A 14,840-nucleotide genomic window follows, 5' to 3' on the forward strand; every position below is an offset into this window, starting at 1 on the left:
CGATAAAATCCGCGCAATTCAGGCGTCTGCCCGCGACGGTCGCGCAACGGTGGAGCGGCCGAAATGGCCTATGATCGTCATGCGCAGTCCGAAGGGTTGGACCGGCCCCAAGGAAGTCGACGGCTTGAAGGTCGAAGGTTTCTGGCGCGCTCACCAGGTGCCGATTGCCAACCCGCGCGGCAATCCCGAACACCTCAGGCTGCTCGAAGAATGGATGCGCGGCTACCGGATCGATGATCTGTTCGACAAAGCCGGTCGGCTGCTACCTGAGTTGCAGGCTCTGGCGCCGCAGGGCCGGCGGCGCATGGGAGCCAATCCCCATGCCAACGGCGGTTTGCTAAAGCGCGAGCTGAAGCTACCTGACTTCCGCGCCTACGCCATCGATGTTCCCCATCCCGGCGGAACCGAAGGCGAAGCAACGCGGGTGATGGGGCAATTTCTGCGCGACGTCATCAAGCTGAACGCCGACGCGCGCAACTTCCGCATCATGGGTCCAGACGAGACAGCATCCAACAGGCTCGACGCGGTATTCGACGTGACCGAGCGCGTCTGGATGGAGGGCATCGAGCCGTATGATGTCCACCTCGCCCAGGACGGCCGGGTGATGGAAGTGCTCAGCGAGCATCTGTGCCAGGGCTGGCTGGAAGGCTATCTGCTGACCGGCCGCCACGGGCTGATGTCCTGCTATGAGGCATTCATCCACATCGTCGATTCAATGTTCAATCAGCATGCCAAATGGCTGAAAGTGTCCCGGGCGTTACCCCTCTGCAGGGTGTGCGAAAAGACCGTCGATACACAGGCACGCTGATAGGACTATCAGTCTGATCGCGGATCGAGAGCAGTGCTGGCCGGGCCGACAGGCGCGATAGAGGGCACGCGCACTGCGTTGATCAACCCAGACGGAGCCGCCTCGCAAGACGGGCTGGCGTTTGCCTAGTTGAGGTTTCTCAGACCGCGAGTTCACCTTCTGTTATCTGTGTCGACCCGGCGATCGGCATGGAAAGGTCCAGGACTATGCGTCCCTCGATCTTGCCCGCTTTGAGCTTGGCGAAGATCGCGTTGATATCGCTGAGCGGAGCCTTGGTGATCTCGGCCCTGACCTTACCGTCGACCGCAAAAGCGACAGCCTCGTCGAGATCGCGGCGCGTGCCCACGATTGAGCCCCGCACCGTGATACGCTTCAGCACCACGTCGAAGATCGGTGTCGGGAACTCACCCGGCGGGAGACCGACAAGCGCGACGGTGCCCCGGCGGCGCACCATGTGGAGGGCCTGGGAAAACGCGGGCGGCGAGACGGCGGTCACGAGAACGCCGTGAGCGCCGCCGCCTGTAGCCTTTAGGACATCTGCCACGGCGTCGGGCGAGCGCGCGTCGATCGCGACATCGGCGCCCGTCTCACGCGCCAGGGCGAGCTTCTCAGGCGCAACATCGAGCGCCACGACCTTGAAGCCCATAGCTTTGGCGTATTGGATCGCGACATGGCCGAGGCCTCCAATGCCGGAGATCGCGACCCATTCGCCAGGACGCGCTTCGGTTTCCTTCAGGCCCTTATAGGTGGTGACGCCGGCGCAGAGGATCGGCGCGATCTGTGCAAAATCGACATTGGCAGGAAGTCTGGCCGTGAAAGCGGCGGAGGCGATGACATACTCCGCGAAGCCGCCATCGCAGCTGTAACCGGTGTCGTGCTGGTGCTCACACAGGGTCTCCCAACCCGTTTCGCAGTATTCGCAGCGCAGGCAGGCGTCGTGCAGCCACGCCACGCCGACCGCATCGCCCTCTTTGAAATCCGTCACGTCGGGCCCAAGTGCCGCGACGACACCGGCGACTTCATGGCCGGGAATGAACGGCGGCGACGGCTTAACGGGCCAATCGCCATCCGCCGCGTGGAGATCCGTATGGCAGACGCCGCAGGCCATGACCTTGACGAGCAGTTCGCCGGGACCGGGCGCCGGCACGGGCACGTCCTGGATCACCAGCGGTTCGCCGAAACGGCGCACGACGGCAGCCTTCATCGTCTTGGCAATCATCGTCCATCTCCTCGGTTGATGAAGCCAGATTAGGCGCGCCGTAGACGGCAGCATTGACAGAGATCAAGGCGCGATGCGCAGCCGAGGACATCCTGGTGCGAGCTCAAGCCGGAAGAGATGCTCGGATTCCGGGAGCGAGCCGCAGCAAACGAAGAGGTCATCATGACGTATGCGACCACGAATCCCTATTCCGGTGAGGTTTTGAAGACTTTTCCGGATGCGACCGACGCCGAAATCGAGCTGGCGATAGCGAACGCCCACGCCGCATTCCTGTCTTGGAAGGAAACTTCGTTCGCTGAGCGAGCCAAGGTGATGCAGAACGCTGCTGATATCCTGCGCAAGGAGATCGAACCCTACGCCACGCTGCTGACCCTCGAGATGGGCAAGCTGCTGACCGAGGCTCGAGCGGAGGTGGAGCTGTCGGCCGCGATCTTCGAATATTACGCCCAGAACGCCGAGACGCTGCTGGCGCCGCAGACGCTGACCGTCGCGGATCCGGCCGAGGGCGAAGCGATCATCGTGCATGACCCGCTGGGCGTCCTGCTCGCCATCGAGCCGTGGAATTTCCCTTACTACCAGATCGCCCGGATCATCGCGCCACAGCTGTCCGCGGGCAACACCATGTTGCTTAAGCACGCCTCCAACGTGCCGCAGAGCGCCGCTGCCTTCGAAAAACTGATGCGAGAAGCCGGCCTGCCGGACGGGGCCTTCAAGAATCTCTACGCCACCCGCTGGCAGATCGAGACCATCCTCAACGATCCACGCGTCCACGGCGTCGCGCTTACCGGTTCCGAGGGCGCCGGCGCGATCATCGCGGCCCAGGCGGGCAAGGCCCTAAAGAAGTCGACGATGGAGCTTGGCGGCGCAGACGCCTTTGTGGTGCTCGCCGACGCCGACCTGGAAAAGACCACGAAGTGGGCGGTGTTCGGCCGTCATTGGAACGGCGGGCAGGTGTGCGTGTCGTCCAAGCGGATGATCATCGTCGACGAGGTCTACGACGCGTTCTTCGAGCGCTACAAGGTCGGCGTGGCCGGTTTGCACGCGGGCGATCCCTTTGACCCCGAAACCACGCTGGCGCCGCTGTCGTCGCAAGGCGCTGCCAACGAGATCAAGGACAAGATCCGTCAAGCGGTCTCCCATGGCGCCACCGCGCTTGAGGTCGGGCCCAGCGTGCCCAACCAGGGCACCTTCGTGCAGCCGACGATCCTGACTGACGTCGCCGACGACAATCCGGCCCGCTACTGGGAGTTCTTCGGTCCGGTCTCGATGCTGTTCCGCGCGAAGGACGAAGACGACGCCGTGCGCATCGCCAACGACTCGCCGTTCGGGCTGGGCGGCTCGGTCTTCACCTCGGACACCAAGCACGGCGCGGAAGTGGCCCGGAAAATCTCGACCGGCATGGTGTTTGTCAACCACCCGACCATGGTCAAGGCCGACCTGCCGTTCGGCGGCGTCCGTCGCTCCGGCTACGGCCGCGAACTGCTGGGCCTCGGCATCAAGGAATTCGTCAACCACAAGCTGATCGACGTCGTCGACATCGACGCCGCTTTCTGACGCCGCTGTCATCCGGCCCCACCTCTGCTTCAAGGTCTCAGGACCTTGAAGCAGAGGGAGACCCGTCCTTCATTGACTATGTTCGCAAAAAACTCGTCGAACATGGAGTAGATCCTACACTGATATGCTTCGAAATAACCGAGACTAGCGCAGTCGAAAACATCGATAACGCGAGACAATTCGTGCAGGCTCTGAAGTTGCAGGGGTGTCGTTTCTCTCTGGATGATTTCGGAACTGGAATGTCTTCATACGCGTATCTAAAACATCTACCAGTCGATTACATTAAAATAGACGGTAGCTTCATTAGGGAAATTCTCGACAGCGAGATCGATCGAGTCATGGTTGAAATGATCGTGAAAATGGCCCGTGTTATGAACATGACTGTTATTGCCGAGTGCGTCGAGTCCGAGGCGATAATGGACGTTCTCACCAAAATGAATGTTGGCTTTGCTCAAGGTTATGCGATTGCACGACCGGCGCTGTTCGCATAATCCTGGCCTGCCCCGTGTGACGCCTTCGACCAGGGCGAGCACCAACTTTCCTTCAGTTCGATTTTGTGTTAACGGTAAATGATGAAGAACCACATTGTCGTTAATGCAAATAAACGCGGTCGTCCCGTGACCACAGGTACGGGCACCGTTATTGGCGTGCGAATGCTTGATGAGCTACTAGCATCCATCGACGCCTGGATCGCAGCGCAAAATGAGCGGGACCTATCGCGACCCAAGGCCATCCGCCATCTTGTCGAGCTTGGGTTGACAGGTGCGACAGCCGGCCGCGCGAAGAAATCGGCTAAATCGTCAAAGTCAACCGAGCTCGCAGGCAACCAGCTCGACAAGATGACTGACGTGTCAGCTTCGCCGGAAGAGCAAGCCACGCGAAAGCGGCGATTGCTCAAAGGTCCTTCAGAATTTCGTGATGTCCGTGTAGATCGGAAAAGTAAACGATGAGGAAGAAGTCTGCTGCGGATCTAACCAACGCCGCCCGAGCGGAGGCCGTTTTTAAACCACTCCCCCCAACTGCGAAGCCGTTGAACGAACACGCGCTGGAGAAGAAAAGCTTCGACGATAATAGGGATCGACTGAAAGCCGAACGTTTAGCGCGGGAAGCTTTGCTTCGCGCGGACAAGGCCGGCGATCAAGATGCTTAAACGAGGATGGGTTTATGGTCTACTCGCTTTCATCGGTTGCTCGATCGCCGCAGGTACCTGGTACTATCGAAGCAAGTGTCACGGGATCGAGGCTTGCGCGGCTGCAGATGCAGAAAGCCATGAACGAGAGAAGCCGAGCGAACCTCAGTGAGTTAGAGACGCCAATGGTCTATTGAGAAGCACGCTGAAACAGGTACGAGGTTCTTGTAAACAGCAAGCGTACTGGCGGCACCTATGCCGATTTAAAGATCGCCGTCGAGGTACCGGAGAGACTTCACAAAAGTAAACTGACATCTGAACTTTGCTCAGTGCTGACATTCTAGCTTTGCTCCTACAGCGGCCGTTCGCCCTTCGGCCGTTATGGAACGCCCACAACGTGAATTCGCATCTCCGCCGGAGATGGACCCCAGCGTCACAACACAAAAGCCCCAGCAGCCAAAGCTGGCGACGCGCTTCTTTAGCACACCAAACGGCTCTTCAGAAGCTGACCCTGATCTGCGCTGCCCCGCCGATGCGGTTGGCGTTGGCGGAAAGTTCTCCGTCAAGGTTGAGACCGAGCCTGATGTGTTCGCTGAGGCGGGCGCTGATGCCGGCGGCGATAAGCGTGCTGTTGCGGTCGGCGGCCGCTCCCGTGGCCCTGAAGGCGGCGGAGGACAGACCCACCAGGCTCGCTGTTAGGTCGCCCTGCGCTGCAAGTGATGTGCCCAGGCTGCGCGGACATAGCCGTTAGCGGGAACGCCGCCGAAGAGGCCGTCGGTATCGAGCTGCAGGCCGAACTCGCTGCGCGAGGTGGTCTCACTACGCCTGCTCAAGGCGAGCGCACCCGCGCTGGCACCCGTCCAGTTCGCCTCGACAATCGCCGGATTGCGGACATGCGTCGCCTGCAGTGCGGCCAAGGGCGAGAGGCTGAGTCCGTTCCAAGTGAAGGCAGCGGCGCTCGCCTGCAGGCGTCCGCTCCAAGCCGCGGTCTCGTAGGATGAGGAGAACGTCGAGCCCAGCGCCGGAATGCCCCGGCTGACGTCGTTGTCGAGCCTTGCGTACCCCGCAGCGGCGCCAGTTTGACTGGGCCGAGCTGGGTCGTGCCGTAGATGCCGGCCTGGAAGACATCGGCATCGACCTTGCCGACGCCCCCCGCGAGCAAGGCGCACGCCTTGCCGCCGGCAATGGCGACGCGGCGATCGTGTCCGGCGTCAATCGCATATCGATGCCCGTGGCAAGATGCGTATCGTCGATGGCGCGTTGGGCCGAACCGATCGCCGCGTCGCCGTTGGTGCGGCCATGGGAACCGAAGGCCGAGGCCCAAACCGAATAACTGAACGCATCGAGCTGCGACGCCACGCCCGTTTTCTCGGTGCGTTTGTGAAGCAGCCCGTAGAAGGTCGCCGCAGATCCCCTGCCGGCAGCACTGGCACCAAGTCGCCCGGCCGCCATCGGATCGAGCATCGCGCGCAGGAATTAGTCGGCTGCCACATTGGCCATCGCCGGGGCGGCGGTGTGGATCTCTCCGGAAAGCTGGTTGATCGCAGCTGGGATCGCCGCAGCCGGCAGGTTGTAGATCGCGAACAGTAGGGAGGGATCGCCCCCAGCCACGACGGCTCTGTCGATGGCGGTGGCCACCGAATATGCATTGGCCGGCGCATTGGGAGCGCCAACAGTCGGCGTCAACTGCTTGGGAGCCAGTGTCAGTTGGACGTCGGTCGCGGTATAGCCCATTGCCATAGCGACGCCGGCGCCAGGCCGGATACATATCAGCGACTTCCGCTATCCACGCAAACTTTCACTTGCGATCAGCAGCCGGTCCATACATTGCGCCAAGACCGGACATCAATGCCCCGTAAATTTTGCGACGAATAGCCGAAAATCCTTTTGAACAACTGGCTACATGACGCACGTGACGCATATCCGTTGCGCGTCTCGTGAGAGCTCCCACCCATCGAGCGCGCTGTCGACAACGCTACGAGCGCCGAGGCACCAAACGAAACTGACCTTTCGTACCCGCAATTGCGCTGCCGCGAAACAGTGCAAGCAATGAGGAATCTTCGCGCACGTGGTTGTCTAGTTAACTGGTAGACTAGTTTCAGCGTTTTTCTCTGGAGCATGTCGATGCCGGTGTTCTCTCGAAGTGCCTTGATCGCCCTTTGCGTGGCTTTGTTGTCACAGCCTGCCCACGCCCAAACCAAAATTCGATACCTGCTCACGTCTCCAAGTCCCGGCATCGCCGAGGCGACGCATTCGTCGGTGCCGGAGGCAATGGGTTTCTGGAAGGACGCCGGGCTCGACGTAACGGTTACGCCTTTCAATGGCTCGACCGGTGCGACGCAGGTGGTGATCTCAGGGTCGGCCGAATTCACCATGGCCAGCCCCGAAGGCCTGCTGGTGGCGAAACAGGAAGGCGCCGATGTCACGGCCATCTATAACCACGCCCGCGCGGCCATCTATACGATCGCGGTGGTCAAAGAGAGCCCGGTCCAGAAGCTCGAAGACCTGAAAGGCAAGACCATCGGCGTCGTCGGGCTTGCGAGCGGGGCGACGGCTGTAGCAAAGGCCATGCTGCGCGGCGTGGGCCTCGATCCGGAAAAGGATGTGCGATGGCTGCAGGTCGGCCTCGGCCCGCAATCCGCTGCGGCGCTTAAGGCCAAGCAGGTCGACGCGATTGCGATGTGGGACTGGGCCTATGCGATTCTCGAGAATTCCGGCTTCCAGTTCCGGCATTTCGAGACCGAGGGCACGTCGAAGCTCCTCAGCATCATGCTTATCGGCAACGGATCCTTCATCAAGGAGAAGCCGGACGCCACGACGAAATTCGCCGAAGGCATCGCCAAGGGGGTCGTCTTCACGCTGGCCAACCCCGAGGCTGCGGTGCGCATTCACTGGGCGCGTTATCCCGCGTCCAAGCCCGCCAATGTCCCTGAAGACCAGGCTCTGCGCGAAGGCATCCACGTTCTCGAAGCTCGAATCGCGAAATATCGGCTCGAAGGCCGCGCCGATCCCCGCTTCGGTGCCTTCACCGCGGACGAATGGAAGACCACGCAATCGTTCTTCTTCGACGTCGGCATGATCAACAAGAAACCTGACGTCAGCACCTACTTCACCAATGCGTTCGTCGACAAGATCAACGGCTTCGACAAGGAAACGATCATGCGCAAGGCCGAGGCCTATCGATGACCTCGCCCGCGAGGCCGTTGATCGAAGTCCGGGATGTCCAGAAGCAGTTCCGCTCGCGCTCCGGCGCGTCCCTCGAGGCGCTGCTCGGCACATCGCTCAACGTCGAAGCCAATCAGTTCATCTGCATCGTCGGCCCCTCAGGCTGCGGCAAGAGTACCCTGTTGCGCATGATCGCCGGATTGGAGACGGCTTCGGCGGGCGCGATCGGGATCGACGGCGCCGCCGTCAAGGGACCGCGCCGCGACATCGGACTCGTCTTCCAGAGTCCGGTCATGCTGCCCTGGCGGACGATCCTGCAGAACATCATGGTGCCCGCCGAGGTTCTGAAGCTGAACAAGAAGGTGGCACGTGCGCGCGCCGACGAGTTGCTGACGCTGGTCGGCCTCGATGGCTTCGGCGACCGCTATCCCGACGAATTGTCGGGCGGGATGCGCCAGCGTGCTGCGATCGCGCGCGCGCTGATGCACGATCCGCGCATCCTCCTCATGGACGAGCCTTTCGGCGCGCTCGATGCGCTGACCCGCGAGGCAATGAACCTCGAGCTGCTGCGAATCTGGGAGGCAAGCCGCAAGACGGTCATCCTCGTCACCCATTCGATCGAGGAAGCGCTCCTGTTGTCCGACCGGGTCGCGGTATTTGCGCCAAGACCCGGCTTCGTGCGCGAAATGATCGATGTTCCGATCGCACGGCCGCGCTCGGCAGCGACGCGCTCGGATCCGGATTTCGTCCATCTCGCCGAGCGCCTGCGGGCGCATTTCACCTCGGTGCCGGCGCATTGAGCGCGGCAAGGATTCGCCCATGAAGGATCGCCTCTCCACCATGTCGGAGCGATACGGGCCACCCATCGCCGCCGGCCTCATCATACTGCTGGTCTGGGAATACGTCCCGGCCGCACTTGGCGTGTCGAAACTGCTGTTGCCGACTCCGAGCTCCGTCATGCGCGCACTGTGGCAGCTTCAGGTGCGCGGTTTGCTGCTGGAGAATTTTTTGATCACCCTCTACGAGGCGCTCGGCGGCTTCGTGCTAGGCGCAGCCAGCGCGATCTTCTTCGCCTTCCTCGTTACCCGGTCGGTGCTGATCGAGCGCGCCTTGATGCCATATCTAGTCGGCCTGCAGGCGCTGCCGAAGGTGGCGGTAGCGCCGCTGATCGTGATCTGGATCGGCATCGGCATCGAATCCAAGATCCTGATCGCCGCGGTGATCTCGTTCTTCCCGGTTCTCATCAATGCGATTGTCGGCTTCTCCACGGTCGAGGCCGACAGGCTGGATCTGATGCGGTCGCTGGTGGCGTCGCCCTGGCAGCAATTCCGCATCGTCGTGTTCCCGAATTCCCTGCCTTTCATCTTCGCCGGGCTCAATGTTGGCATCGTTCTCAGCATCACCGGCGCGCTGGTCGGCGAATTTATCGGCGCCGATCGCGGCCTCGGCAATCTCCTGCTGCAGCTCAACTACAATATGGACATTTCGGGCATGTTCGCCGTGCTGCTGGTCCTGGCACTGCTGGGCATCGTTCTCTACTCGCTAATCCGCTATCTGCACCTGCGTTTCGTGTTCTGGGCCAAACCGGACATCCGATCCGATTCCAACTGACATAAGCGACACTGCCATGATCCCGTCATTCACCAATGCCGACAACCGCGCCAACCTCATTCACCGCGAAATCAAGCGGCGCATTACCGAGCTCGTCTACAAGCCGGGCGACAAGCTATCCGAGGTGCGGATCGCGGAAGAACTCGGCTGCGGCCGTTCGCCGGTACGCACAGCCTTCACGCGGCTGCAGAGCGAAGGCTGGATCGAAATATCGCCGCAAAGCGGCACATTCGTGCGCGGTTTGACCGACGTCGAGATCACCGAAATTCTCGAAGCGCGGATGTTGCTCGAGGCTCATCTCGCTGGGCGTGCCGCCACGCGCATGAGCGAGGCGAAGATGGCGCATTTCCGCCGCGCCTTCGCCGGTTTCGGCAAGCGGATATCCGCCGAACGCATGGATGACTATCTCGAACTCGATCTGCAATTCCATCTGGCGATCTACGAAGCCGCCGGAAACAAGGTGCTGTCGAACGTCTTGCTGAACCTCGTCGACAAGGTCCGATGGATCAGAACCGCGAGCAAGAGCTCGCCGACACGCGTCAACAGCGCATTCACCGAAATCGGCCAGGTGCTCGATGCCCTTGAGGCGCGCAACGAAAAGGCGGCATCAACCGCCATGCGCGCGCACATCGAGAATACGATGGATTTCCGACGGCTGCGCAAGCCCGCGAAGGAACGCCCTGCGCCGACAGCGCCGCCGCAAAAATTGGGACAAAGCCTAGAACGCCGTGGCCGGGGATGACGTGCGCACCATCTCGAGATGCTGCCTGAACTCTACTGTCCGGATCGGATGCTACATGACTGCGCAGAACCACCATGACGCCGACTATCTCATCGAACGCGACCGCGTTCTGCATCCACGCCGCATTGCTCGCCTGTCGACGACCATCCTGCTCGCCGCCTATCTCTTCGCGGCACTGACGGTGTTCGCGTGACCTGCTGTCCCTTGCCATCCCAAAATCCCCTCCAACTCAGAGGACCATTCGACATGAAGGACGCAAACAGTCTGCCGGAGTTTCAAGCCAGCGCCGAGGAATACAAGAGCAATCCGATCGGGTATCTCGAGGACTTGTCCAGACAATGCCCCTACGCAAAATCTGACCGCGGCTATGTCATCCTGCGTCGCAAGGAGGCGCGCCCGGCTCTGCAACTCGATATCCCGATCTCGGTCTACCATATTCCCGCGGAGACAAGCCCCTATCTCGCCGAACGCACGAAAGAGCCGCTGCTGACCCGGCACGGGCCGGAGCACGTCAAGCTGCGCATGATGCTGACCAAGGTGCTGCGCGAGCGCGTCATCGACGCCCTTCGCCCGCGGATCAGGGAGCTGTTTCTCGGCTTGCTGCAGCCTTTGCTCGAACGTGGTGAGGGCGACCTGGTCGCCGATCTGTTCCACCCGTTTCCGGCGCGTGTGCTCGCGCCGATGTTGGGCTTGCCGCTCGCGGATATCGAGATGGTGTCCGGCTGGGTGAGCAGCAGTTCGCGCTGGACCAACATCTACAATCCGCCCGACACGCTCGCCGAGATCGAGCAGGCCTGGCGGTCGCTGGAAGTCTACCTGCTCGAACTGCTGCGCGAACGTCGCAACAATCTCGGAGGCGATATCTTCAGCGAGCTGATTCGCGAGATGGAGGGGCACCGGGAGTTGGAGGTTGTCGGCATCGCCATGGAGCTCACCCGCGCCGGCATGGACACGACCCGCCGCCAGCTTGCCAACACCATGCATGCGCTCATCACACATCCGTCGGAATGGGAAAAGCTCAAGGCCAATCCCGGCATCGCGCATCGCGTTGTCGAGGAGGGCATGCGTTTTGCCGGCATTACCCATAACCTCGCACGCGTGATGATCGACGACACCGCGCTGGACGGCCTGACCGTGAAGAAGGGCGAAACGCTCACCGTCATGGCGATGGCCGTCAATCGCGACCCCGAGGTCTTCGCCGATTCTGGCACCTTTAATGCCGAACGAAGCCCCTGCCCGCACATGAGCTTCGGCTTTGGTTCACATTCCTGCGTCGGAGCGCCGCTCGCCCGGATGGAAATGACGGAAGCATTCACCCTTCTGGCCAAGCGTGTGGATCGCTTCGAGCTCGCAGGTGACGTTCCGCGCAGCGACGTATCCACCGGCCTCGTGCCGACCAGCCTTCCAGTACGCATTTTCCTCAAGCCATGAGAAAGTCCGCAGCAGGCCGAATCGGAGACCGCTGCCTCGCTTGGGCGGCGGTCTGCTCCTCACGTCCTGACGGTGGTCCAATCGCCAGGCTCGATGCTGGCAGCCACCAGGCATTCAAAGGATAAATGAATCTGGAGCCTATCGCATCGGATAGCGCCGACAAGACAGAGTTTGGGCGTGAGCCGAACCGAGGGTGAGGTTCGCTCACACGATCGGCTGCAATCAGAACCTGCCGGCGAGGAACGGCTCAGCGCCTCCTGGAAGCGCTCCGGCTGCTCGACATGCGGGACGTGACCCGCGTTCTGGATCTCGGAGAGTTCGCCGTCCAGCAAGTCCTTCACCGCAGCTCGGCCGAGCTCGGACCAATGCCCAGCGCCTTGACCGCCTCCGGAGACATAACGTCTGAAGAACACGCTGCCTTAGGCAGATAACATAATAAGAGAACCGCCGACACGAGGGCCTTTCTGCGAGAAAGGCAACAGTGTCGCCATGAATGTCCGCTCTGCGCCAGAAGCCGACATTCAGAGATTCTGCCTACTCTCCGCCAAGCCCCAGCCGGTTTGGCATGCGCTTCTCAATGTTGAACTTGAGCAGGGCCGCGGAGCGGAAAATGCCGTGGGCGAATTTGCCGTAAGGCAGCGTCAGAAACAGCGCCATTACGGTGCCGAGATGGATCGCGAGCCACAGCGCCATGAAGCGGGTATCCCGCAGCAGCAGCAGCGCGAAGCCGGTGGCGCTGACCAGCAGCAGCAGCATGATGAAGCCGCGGTCCATGGCGTTCTGTTTGACGTCGGCGCGCAGCGCATCGCGCTTCAGGTTCAGCCACAGCAGGCCGGCCGGCCCGACGATCAGGCCGATGCCGCCGAGTGAGCCGAGAATCACCGGCGCGCTGGTGAAGGCATAGGGTGCGTGCAGGTTCCACAGATAGTGATAGAGCGTCGCCACGCAGGTCGCCGCGAAACACAGCAGGAAGCCATAGAGCGTGAAATGGTGGAAGCGCCGCCGCCACGGCGTGAAGGCATCATCGTCCTCGTTGCAGCCCTCGCCATGGCCGCCGCCGAGATACTTCAGCCGCGCGACGTCGTGGACGGCTTCGGCCACCGCAGGAACGCGCGCCTGCGCGGCCGCCTTGATGTCGGCGGGATTGCCGTCCTTCGTCGGCGAGACCTCGCGCCAGAATTTGACCACGCCGATGGCGAGCGCCAGCATTGCGAACAGGAACACGGCGCCGAACAAGAGCGCCAGGAAGTTGTGTGGGAAGATCGCATAGAACTGGCCCGCCAGCGGCTCATGGATAAGCCGGCCGTTCATCGCAACCGCAAGGATCATGAACAGAGCCAGACCACCCGACAGCGCGAAGGCCACCGTCAGCCCGGCGCGCTCATAGAGCCGGCCGAACGCGCGCGGCCACGCATAGTCCTGATAGGTGCGCACCCGCACCTTCGCCATCGCCTGCGGAACATTGACTGCAAACTCATGCGGCGGCGCATATTGGCACGCATAAAGGCACGAGCCGCAGTTGTGACAGAGATTCGCAAGGTAATGCGTATCGGCCGCGTTGAATTCGAGCCGACGCGTCATCGCCGGGAAGACGGCGCAGAATCCTTCGCAATAACGGCATGCATTGCAGATCTGCATGACGCGGGTGATCTCCGCCTCGCCCACAGTCATCGCATCGGCAAAATTCACGCCGCCTTCGCAGGCGCCGCCGGCGACGGGCGCTTCCAACTCAGTGACCGGCGGCATAGCGAAGCTCCTCGTGGAATGTCGGGTGGCGATGCCCGGTCGCAGCCGCCGCATTGACGCCGGCGATGCGGCCGAACGCGGTGCCGATGCTCATGCCGACGCCGGCGGTGTAGCCCTTGCCGAGCACATTGCCGGCCACCATCTCGCCGGCGGCGAACAGGTTGCTGCTGGCGACGCCGTTGAAGCGGCAGGCCGCCGTCGCATCGGTTTTCATGCCGAGATAAGTGAAAGTGATGCCGGGTTTGAGCGGATAGGCGTAGAACGGCGGCGTGTCGATCACCCGCGCCCAGTGGGTCTTTGCGGGCGTGAGCCCGTCGGTACGGCAATCATCCAATGCGGTGTGATCGAACGTGCCGGGACGGCAGGCCGCGTTATAGGCTGACAGCGTCTCGACGAAGGTCGCGGGATCGACACCGATCTTGGCCGCGAGTTCATCCAGCGTATTCGCCTTGGTACCGTCGAACACCGGGGGCATAAAGCGGCCGATGGCTTTCTGGTCGATGACCGACCATGCGGTCTGGCCCGGCTGTTGCGCGACAAGACGGCCCCAGATCGCATAGCGCTTCGGCCAGAAATCCTCGCCCTCGTCATAGAAGCGCCTGGCCTCGCGATTGACGACGACACCAAGCGAGACGCAATCGATGCGCGTGCAGATGCCGCCGTCATAAAGCGGCGCGCGCGCGTCGATGGCGACGCAATGCGCCTGGGTCGGATCGCCGATGCTGTCGGCACCGGCATCGATCATGAACTTGAGCAGCACACCCTGATTGAAGCGAGTGCCGCGGATCAGGAAGTTCTCCGCGGTCCATTCGCCGCGCTCGTTCTGGCCCCAGGCTTCACGCTGCCATTCCAGATTGGACTCGAAGCCGCCGCAGCCGAGCACACAGCTTTTTGCAGTGATGCGCTCGCCGGACTCGGTAGTGGCACCGATAAACTGGCCATCCTTCAGCTCGAGACTCTTCACAGGCGTGTCGTAACGGATTGCGACGCCGAGGGCCTCGGCTGATCGGTAATAGGCATTCACCAGCGCCTTGCCGCCGCCCATGAAGAACGCATTGGTACGCGCCACATGCAACGCACCGGATAAAGGTGGCTGGAAATGCACGCCGTGCTTGCGCATCCATGGCCGGCATCGCGACGAATGGCGGATCACCATCCGCGCCAGTGGCTCGTCAGTCAGGCCGCCTGTGACCTTCAAGAGGTCCTGCCAATACTCTTCCTCGGGATAGGCTTCGACCAGCACGTCCTGCGGTTCGTCATGCATGCAGCGCAGATTCCGCACATGCATGGAATTGCCGCCGCGCCACGCCTGTGGTGCGGATTCCAGCATCAGCACCGATGCGCCCGCTTCACGCGCCATCAGCGCCGAACAGAGAGCCGCATTGCCGCCACCGATGACGAGCACGTCCGGTAGGGATGAAGATGTTGCCATGGA

17 protein-coding genes and 1 pseudogene are annotated in these 14,840 nt (G+C 61.8%); 12 read left to right on the forward strand and 6 right to left on the reverse strand.

What is annotated here, in order from left to right; all coding sequences use genetic code 11:
* Window positions 1-7: 7 nt before the first annotated feature.
* Window positions 8-763, forward strand: a pseudogene (locus CHC01_RS18170) (phosphoketolase family protein); the annotation flags it as partial.
* Window positions 764-947: 184 nt separating this feature from the next.
* Here CHC01_RS18170 and adhP read toward each other — a convergent pair.
* A complete protein-coding gene (gene adhP / locus CHC01_RS18175) occupies window positions 948-2,027 on the reverse strand; it encodes an alcohol dehydrogenase AdhP (RefSeq protein ID WP_089265593.1) in 1,080 nt (359 codons plus the stop codon).
* A gap of 162 nt (window positions 2,028-2,189) precedes the next feature.
* On the opposite strand from adhP, the gene CHC01_RS18180 reads away from it, so the two are divergent.
* The 4 genes from CHC01_RS18180 (at window position 2,190) to CHC01_RS18195 (ending at window position 4,731) form a co-directional block, all read left to right on the forward strand.
* Window positions 2,190-3,581: an NAD-dependent succinate-semialdehyde dehydrogenase gene (locus CHC01_RS18180; protein WP_089265744.1), complete on the forward strand. Its 1,392-nt coding sequence runs from the start codon at window positions 2,190-2,192 to the stop codon at window positions 3,579-3,581.
* 5 nt (window positions 3,582-3,586) lie between these two features.
* A complete protein-coding gene (locus CHC01_RS18185; RefSeq protein ID WP_283805458.1) occupies window positions 3,587-4,072 on the forward strand; it encodes an EAL domain-containing protein in 486 nt (161 codons plus the stop codon).
* Window positions 4,073-4,153: 81 nt separating this feature from the next.
* Entirely contained in the window at window positions 4,154-4,531 is a 378-nt protein-coding gene (locus CHC01_RS18190; RefSeq protein WP_210421682.1) for a hypothetical protein, read from the forward strand.
* A complete protein-coding gene (locus CHC01_RS18195; RefSeq protein ID WP_089265596.1) occupies window positions 4,528-4,731 on the forward strand; it encodes a hypothetical protein in 204 nt (67 codons plus the stop codon). Before CHC01_RS18190 ends, CHC01_RS18195 begins: the two co-directional genes overlap by 4 nt.
* A 477-nt stretch (window positions 4,732-5,208) precedes the next feature.
* On the opposite strand, the gene CHC01_RS18200 is transcribed toward CHC01_RS18195, so the two are convergent.
* A complete protein-coding gene (locus tag CHC01_RS18200) occupies window positions 5,209-5,394 on the reverse strand; it encodes a hypothetical protein (protein WP_089265597.1) in 186 nt (61 codons plus the stop codon).
* 11 nt (window positions 5,395-5,405) lie between these two features.
* The gene (locus tag CHC01_RS18205) at window positions 5,406-5,879 is read right to left on the reverse strand and encodes an autotransporter outer membrane beta-barrel domain-containing protein (protein ID WP_089265598.1); all 474 of its coding nucleotides are present in this window, start codon (window positions 5,877-5,879) and stop codon (window positions 5,406-5,408) included.
* Between CHC01_RS18205 and CHC01_RS32640 the strand changes: the two genes are divergently transcribed.
* A complete protein-coding gene (locus CHC01_RS32640) occupies window positions 5,765-6,043 on the forward strand; it encodes a hypothetical protein (RefSeq protein WP_176454579.1) in 279 nt (92 codons plus the stop codon). The genes CHC01_RS18205 and CHC01_RS32640 overlap by 115 nt on opposite strands.
* 143 nt (window positions 6,044-6,186) lie before the next feature.
* Here CHC01_RS32640 and CHC01_RS18210 read toward each other — a convergent pair whose 3' ends face one another.
* A complete protein-coding gene (locus CHC01_RS18210) occupies window positions 6,187-6,450 on the reverse strand; it encodes a hypothetical protein (protein WP_141137119.1) in 264 nt (87 codons plus the stop codon).
* Between the two features lie 384 nt (window positions 6,451-6,834).
* Here CHC01_RS18210 and CHC01_RS18215 point away from each other — a divergent pair, with 384 nt between their 5' ends.
* The 6 genes from CHC01_RS18215 to CHC01_RS18235 are packed head-to-tail and all read left to right on the forward strand — an operon-like array spanning window position 6,835 to window position 11,659.
* The gene (locus CHC01_RS18215; RefSeq protein ID WP_176454625.1) at window positions 6,835-7,896 is read left to right on the forward strand and encodes an ABC transporter substrate-binding protein; all 1,062 of its coding nucleotides are present in this window, start codon (window positions 6,835-6,837) and stop codon (window positions 7,894-7,896) included.
* A complete protein-coding gene (locus CHC01_RS18220) occupies window positions 7,893-8,675 on the forward strand; it encodes an ABC transporter ATP-binding protein (protein WP_089265601.1) in 783 nt (260 codons plus the stop codon). The genes CHC01_RS18215 and CHC01_RS18220 overlap by 4 nt, the downstream gene beginning before the upstream one ends.
* A gap of 19 nt (window positions 8,676-8,694) precedes the next feature.
* Window positions 8,695-9,486 (forward strand): ABC transporter permease, encoded by a 792-nt coding sequence (locus tag CHC01_RS18225; protein WP_176454626.1) that lies wholly within the window; start codon window positions 8,695-8,697, stop codon window positions 9,484-9,486.
* A 16-nt stretch (window positions 9,487-9,502) separates the two neighbouring features.
* Window positions 9,503-10,228 carry a GntR family transcriptional regulator gene (locus tag CHC01_RS18230; protein WP_089265603.1) on the forward strand — a complete coding sequence of 242 codons (726 nt, stop codon included), beginning with the start codon at window positions 9,503-9,505 and terminating at the stop codon, window positions 10,226-10,228.
* Between the two features lie 55 nt (window positions 10,229-10,283).
* Window positions 10,284-10,421: a hypothetical protein gene (locus CHC01_RS32645; RefSeq protein WP_176454627.1), complete on the forward strand. Its 138-nt coding sequence runs from the start codon at window positions 10,284-10,286 to the stop codon at window positions 10,419-10,421.
* A gap of 53 nt (window positions 10,422-10,474) precedes the next feature.
* Window positions 10,475-11,659 (forward strand): cytochrome P450, encoded by a 1,185-nt coding sequence (locus CHC01_RS18235; protein WP_089265604.1) that lies wholly within the window; start codon window positions 10,475-10,477, stop codon window positions 11,657-11,659.
* 534 nt (window positions 11,660-12,193) lie between these two features.
* On the opposite strand, the gene tcuB is transcribed toward CHC01_RS18235, so the two are convergent.
* Both tcuB and tcuA read right to left on the reverse strand, forming a co-directional pair.
* Window positions 12,194-13,405, reverse strand: a complete 1,212-nt coding sequence (tcuB, locus tag CHC01_RS18240) for a tricarballylate utilization 4Fe-4S protein TcuB (RefSeq protein WP_089265605.1) — start codon at window positions 13,403-13,405, stop codon at window positions 12,194-12,196.
* Window positions 13,389-14,837: an FAD-dependent tricarballylate dehydrogenase TcuA gene (gene tcuA / locus CHC01_RS18245; protein WP_089265606.1), complete on the reverse strand. Its 1,449-nt coding sequence runs from the start codon at window positions 14,835-14,837 to the stop codon at window positions 13,389-13,391. Before tcuA ends, tcuB begins: the two co-directional genes overlap by 17 nt.
* Window positions 14,838-14,840 lie beyond the last annotated feature (3 nt).

Source organism: Tardiphaga sp. OK246 (assembly GCF_900188215.1).
Classification (GTDB): Bacteria; Pseudomonadota; Alphaproteobacteria; order Rhizobiales; family Xanthobacteraceae; genus Tardiphaga; species Tardiphaga robiniae.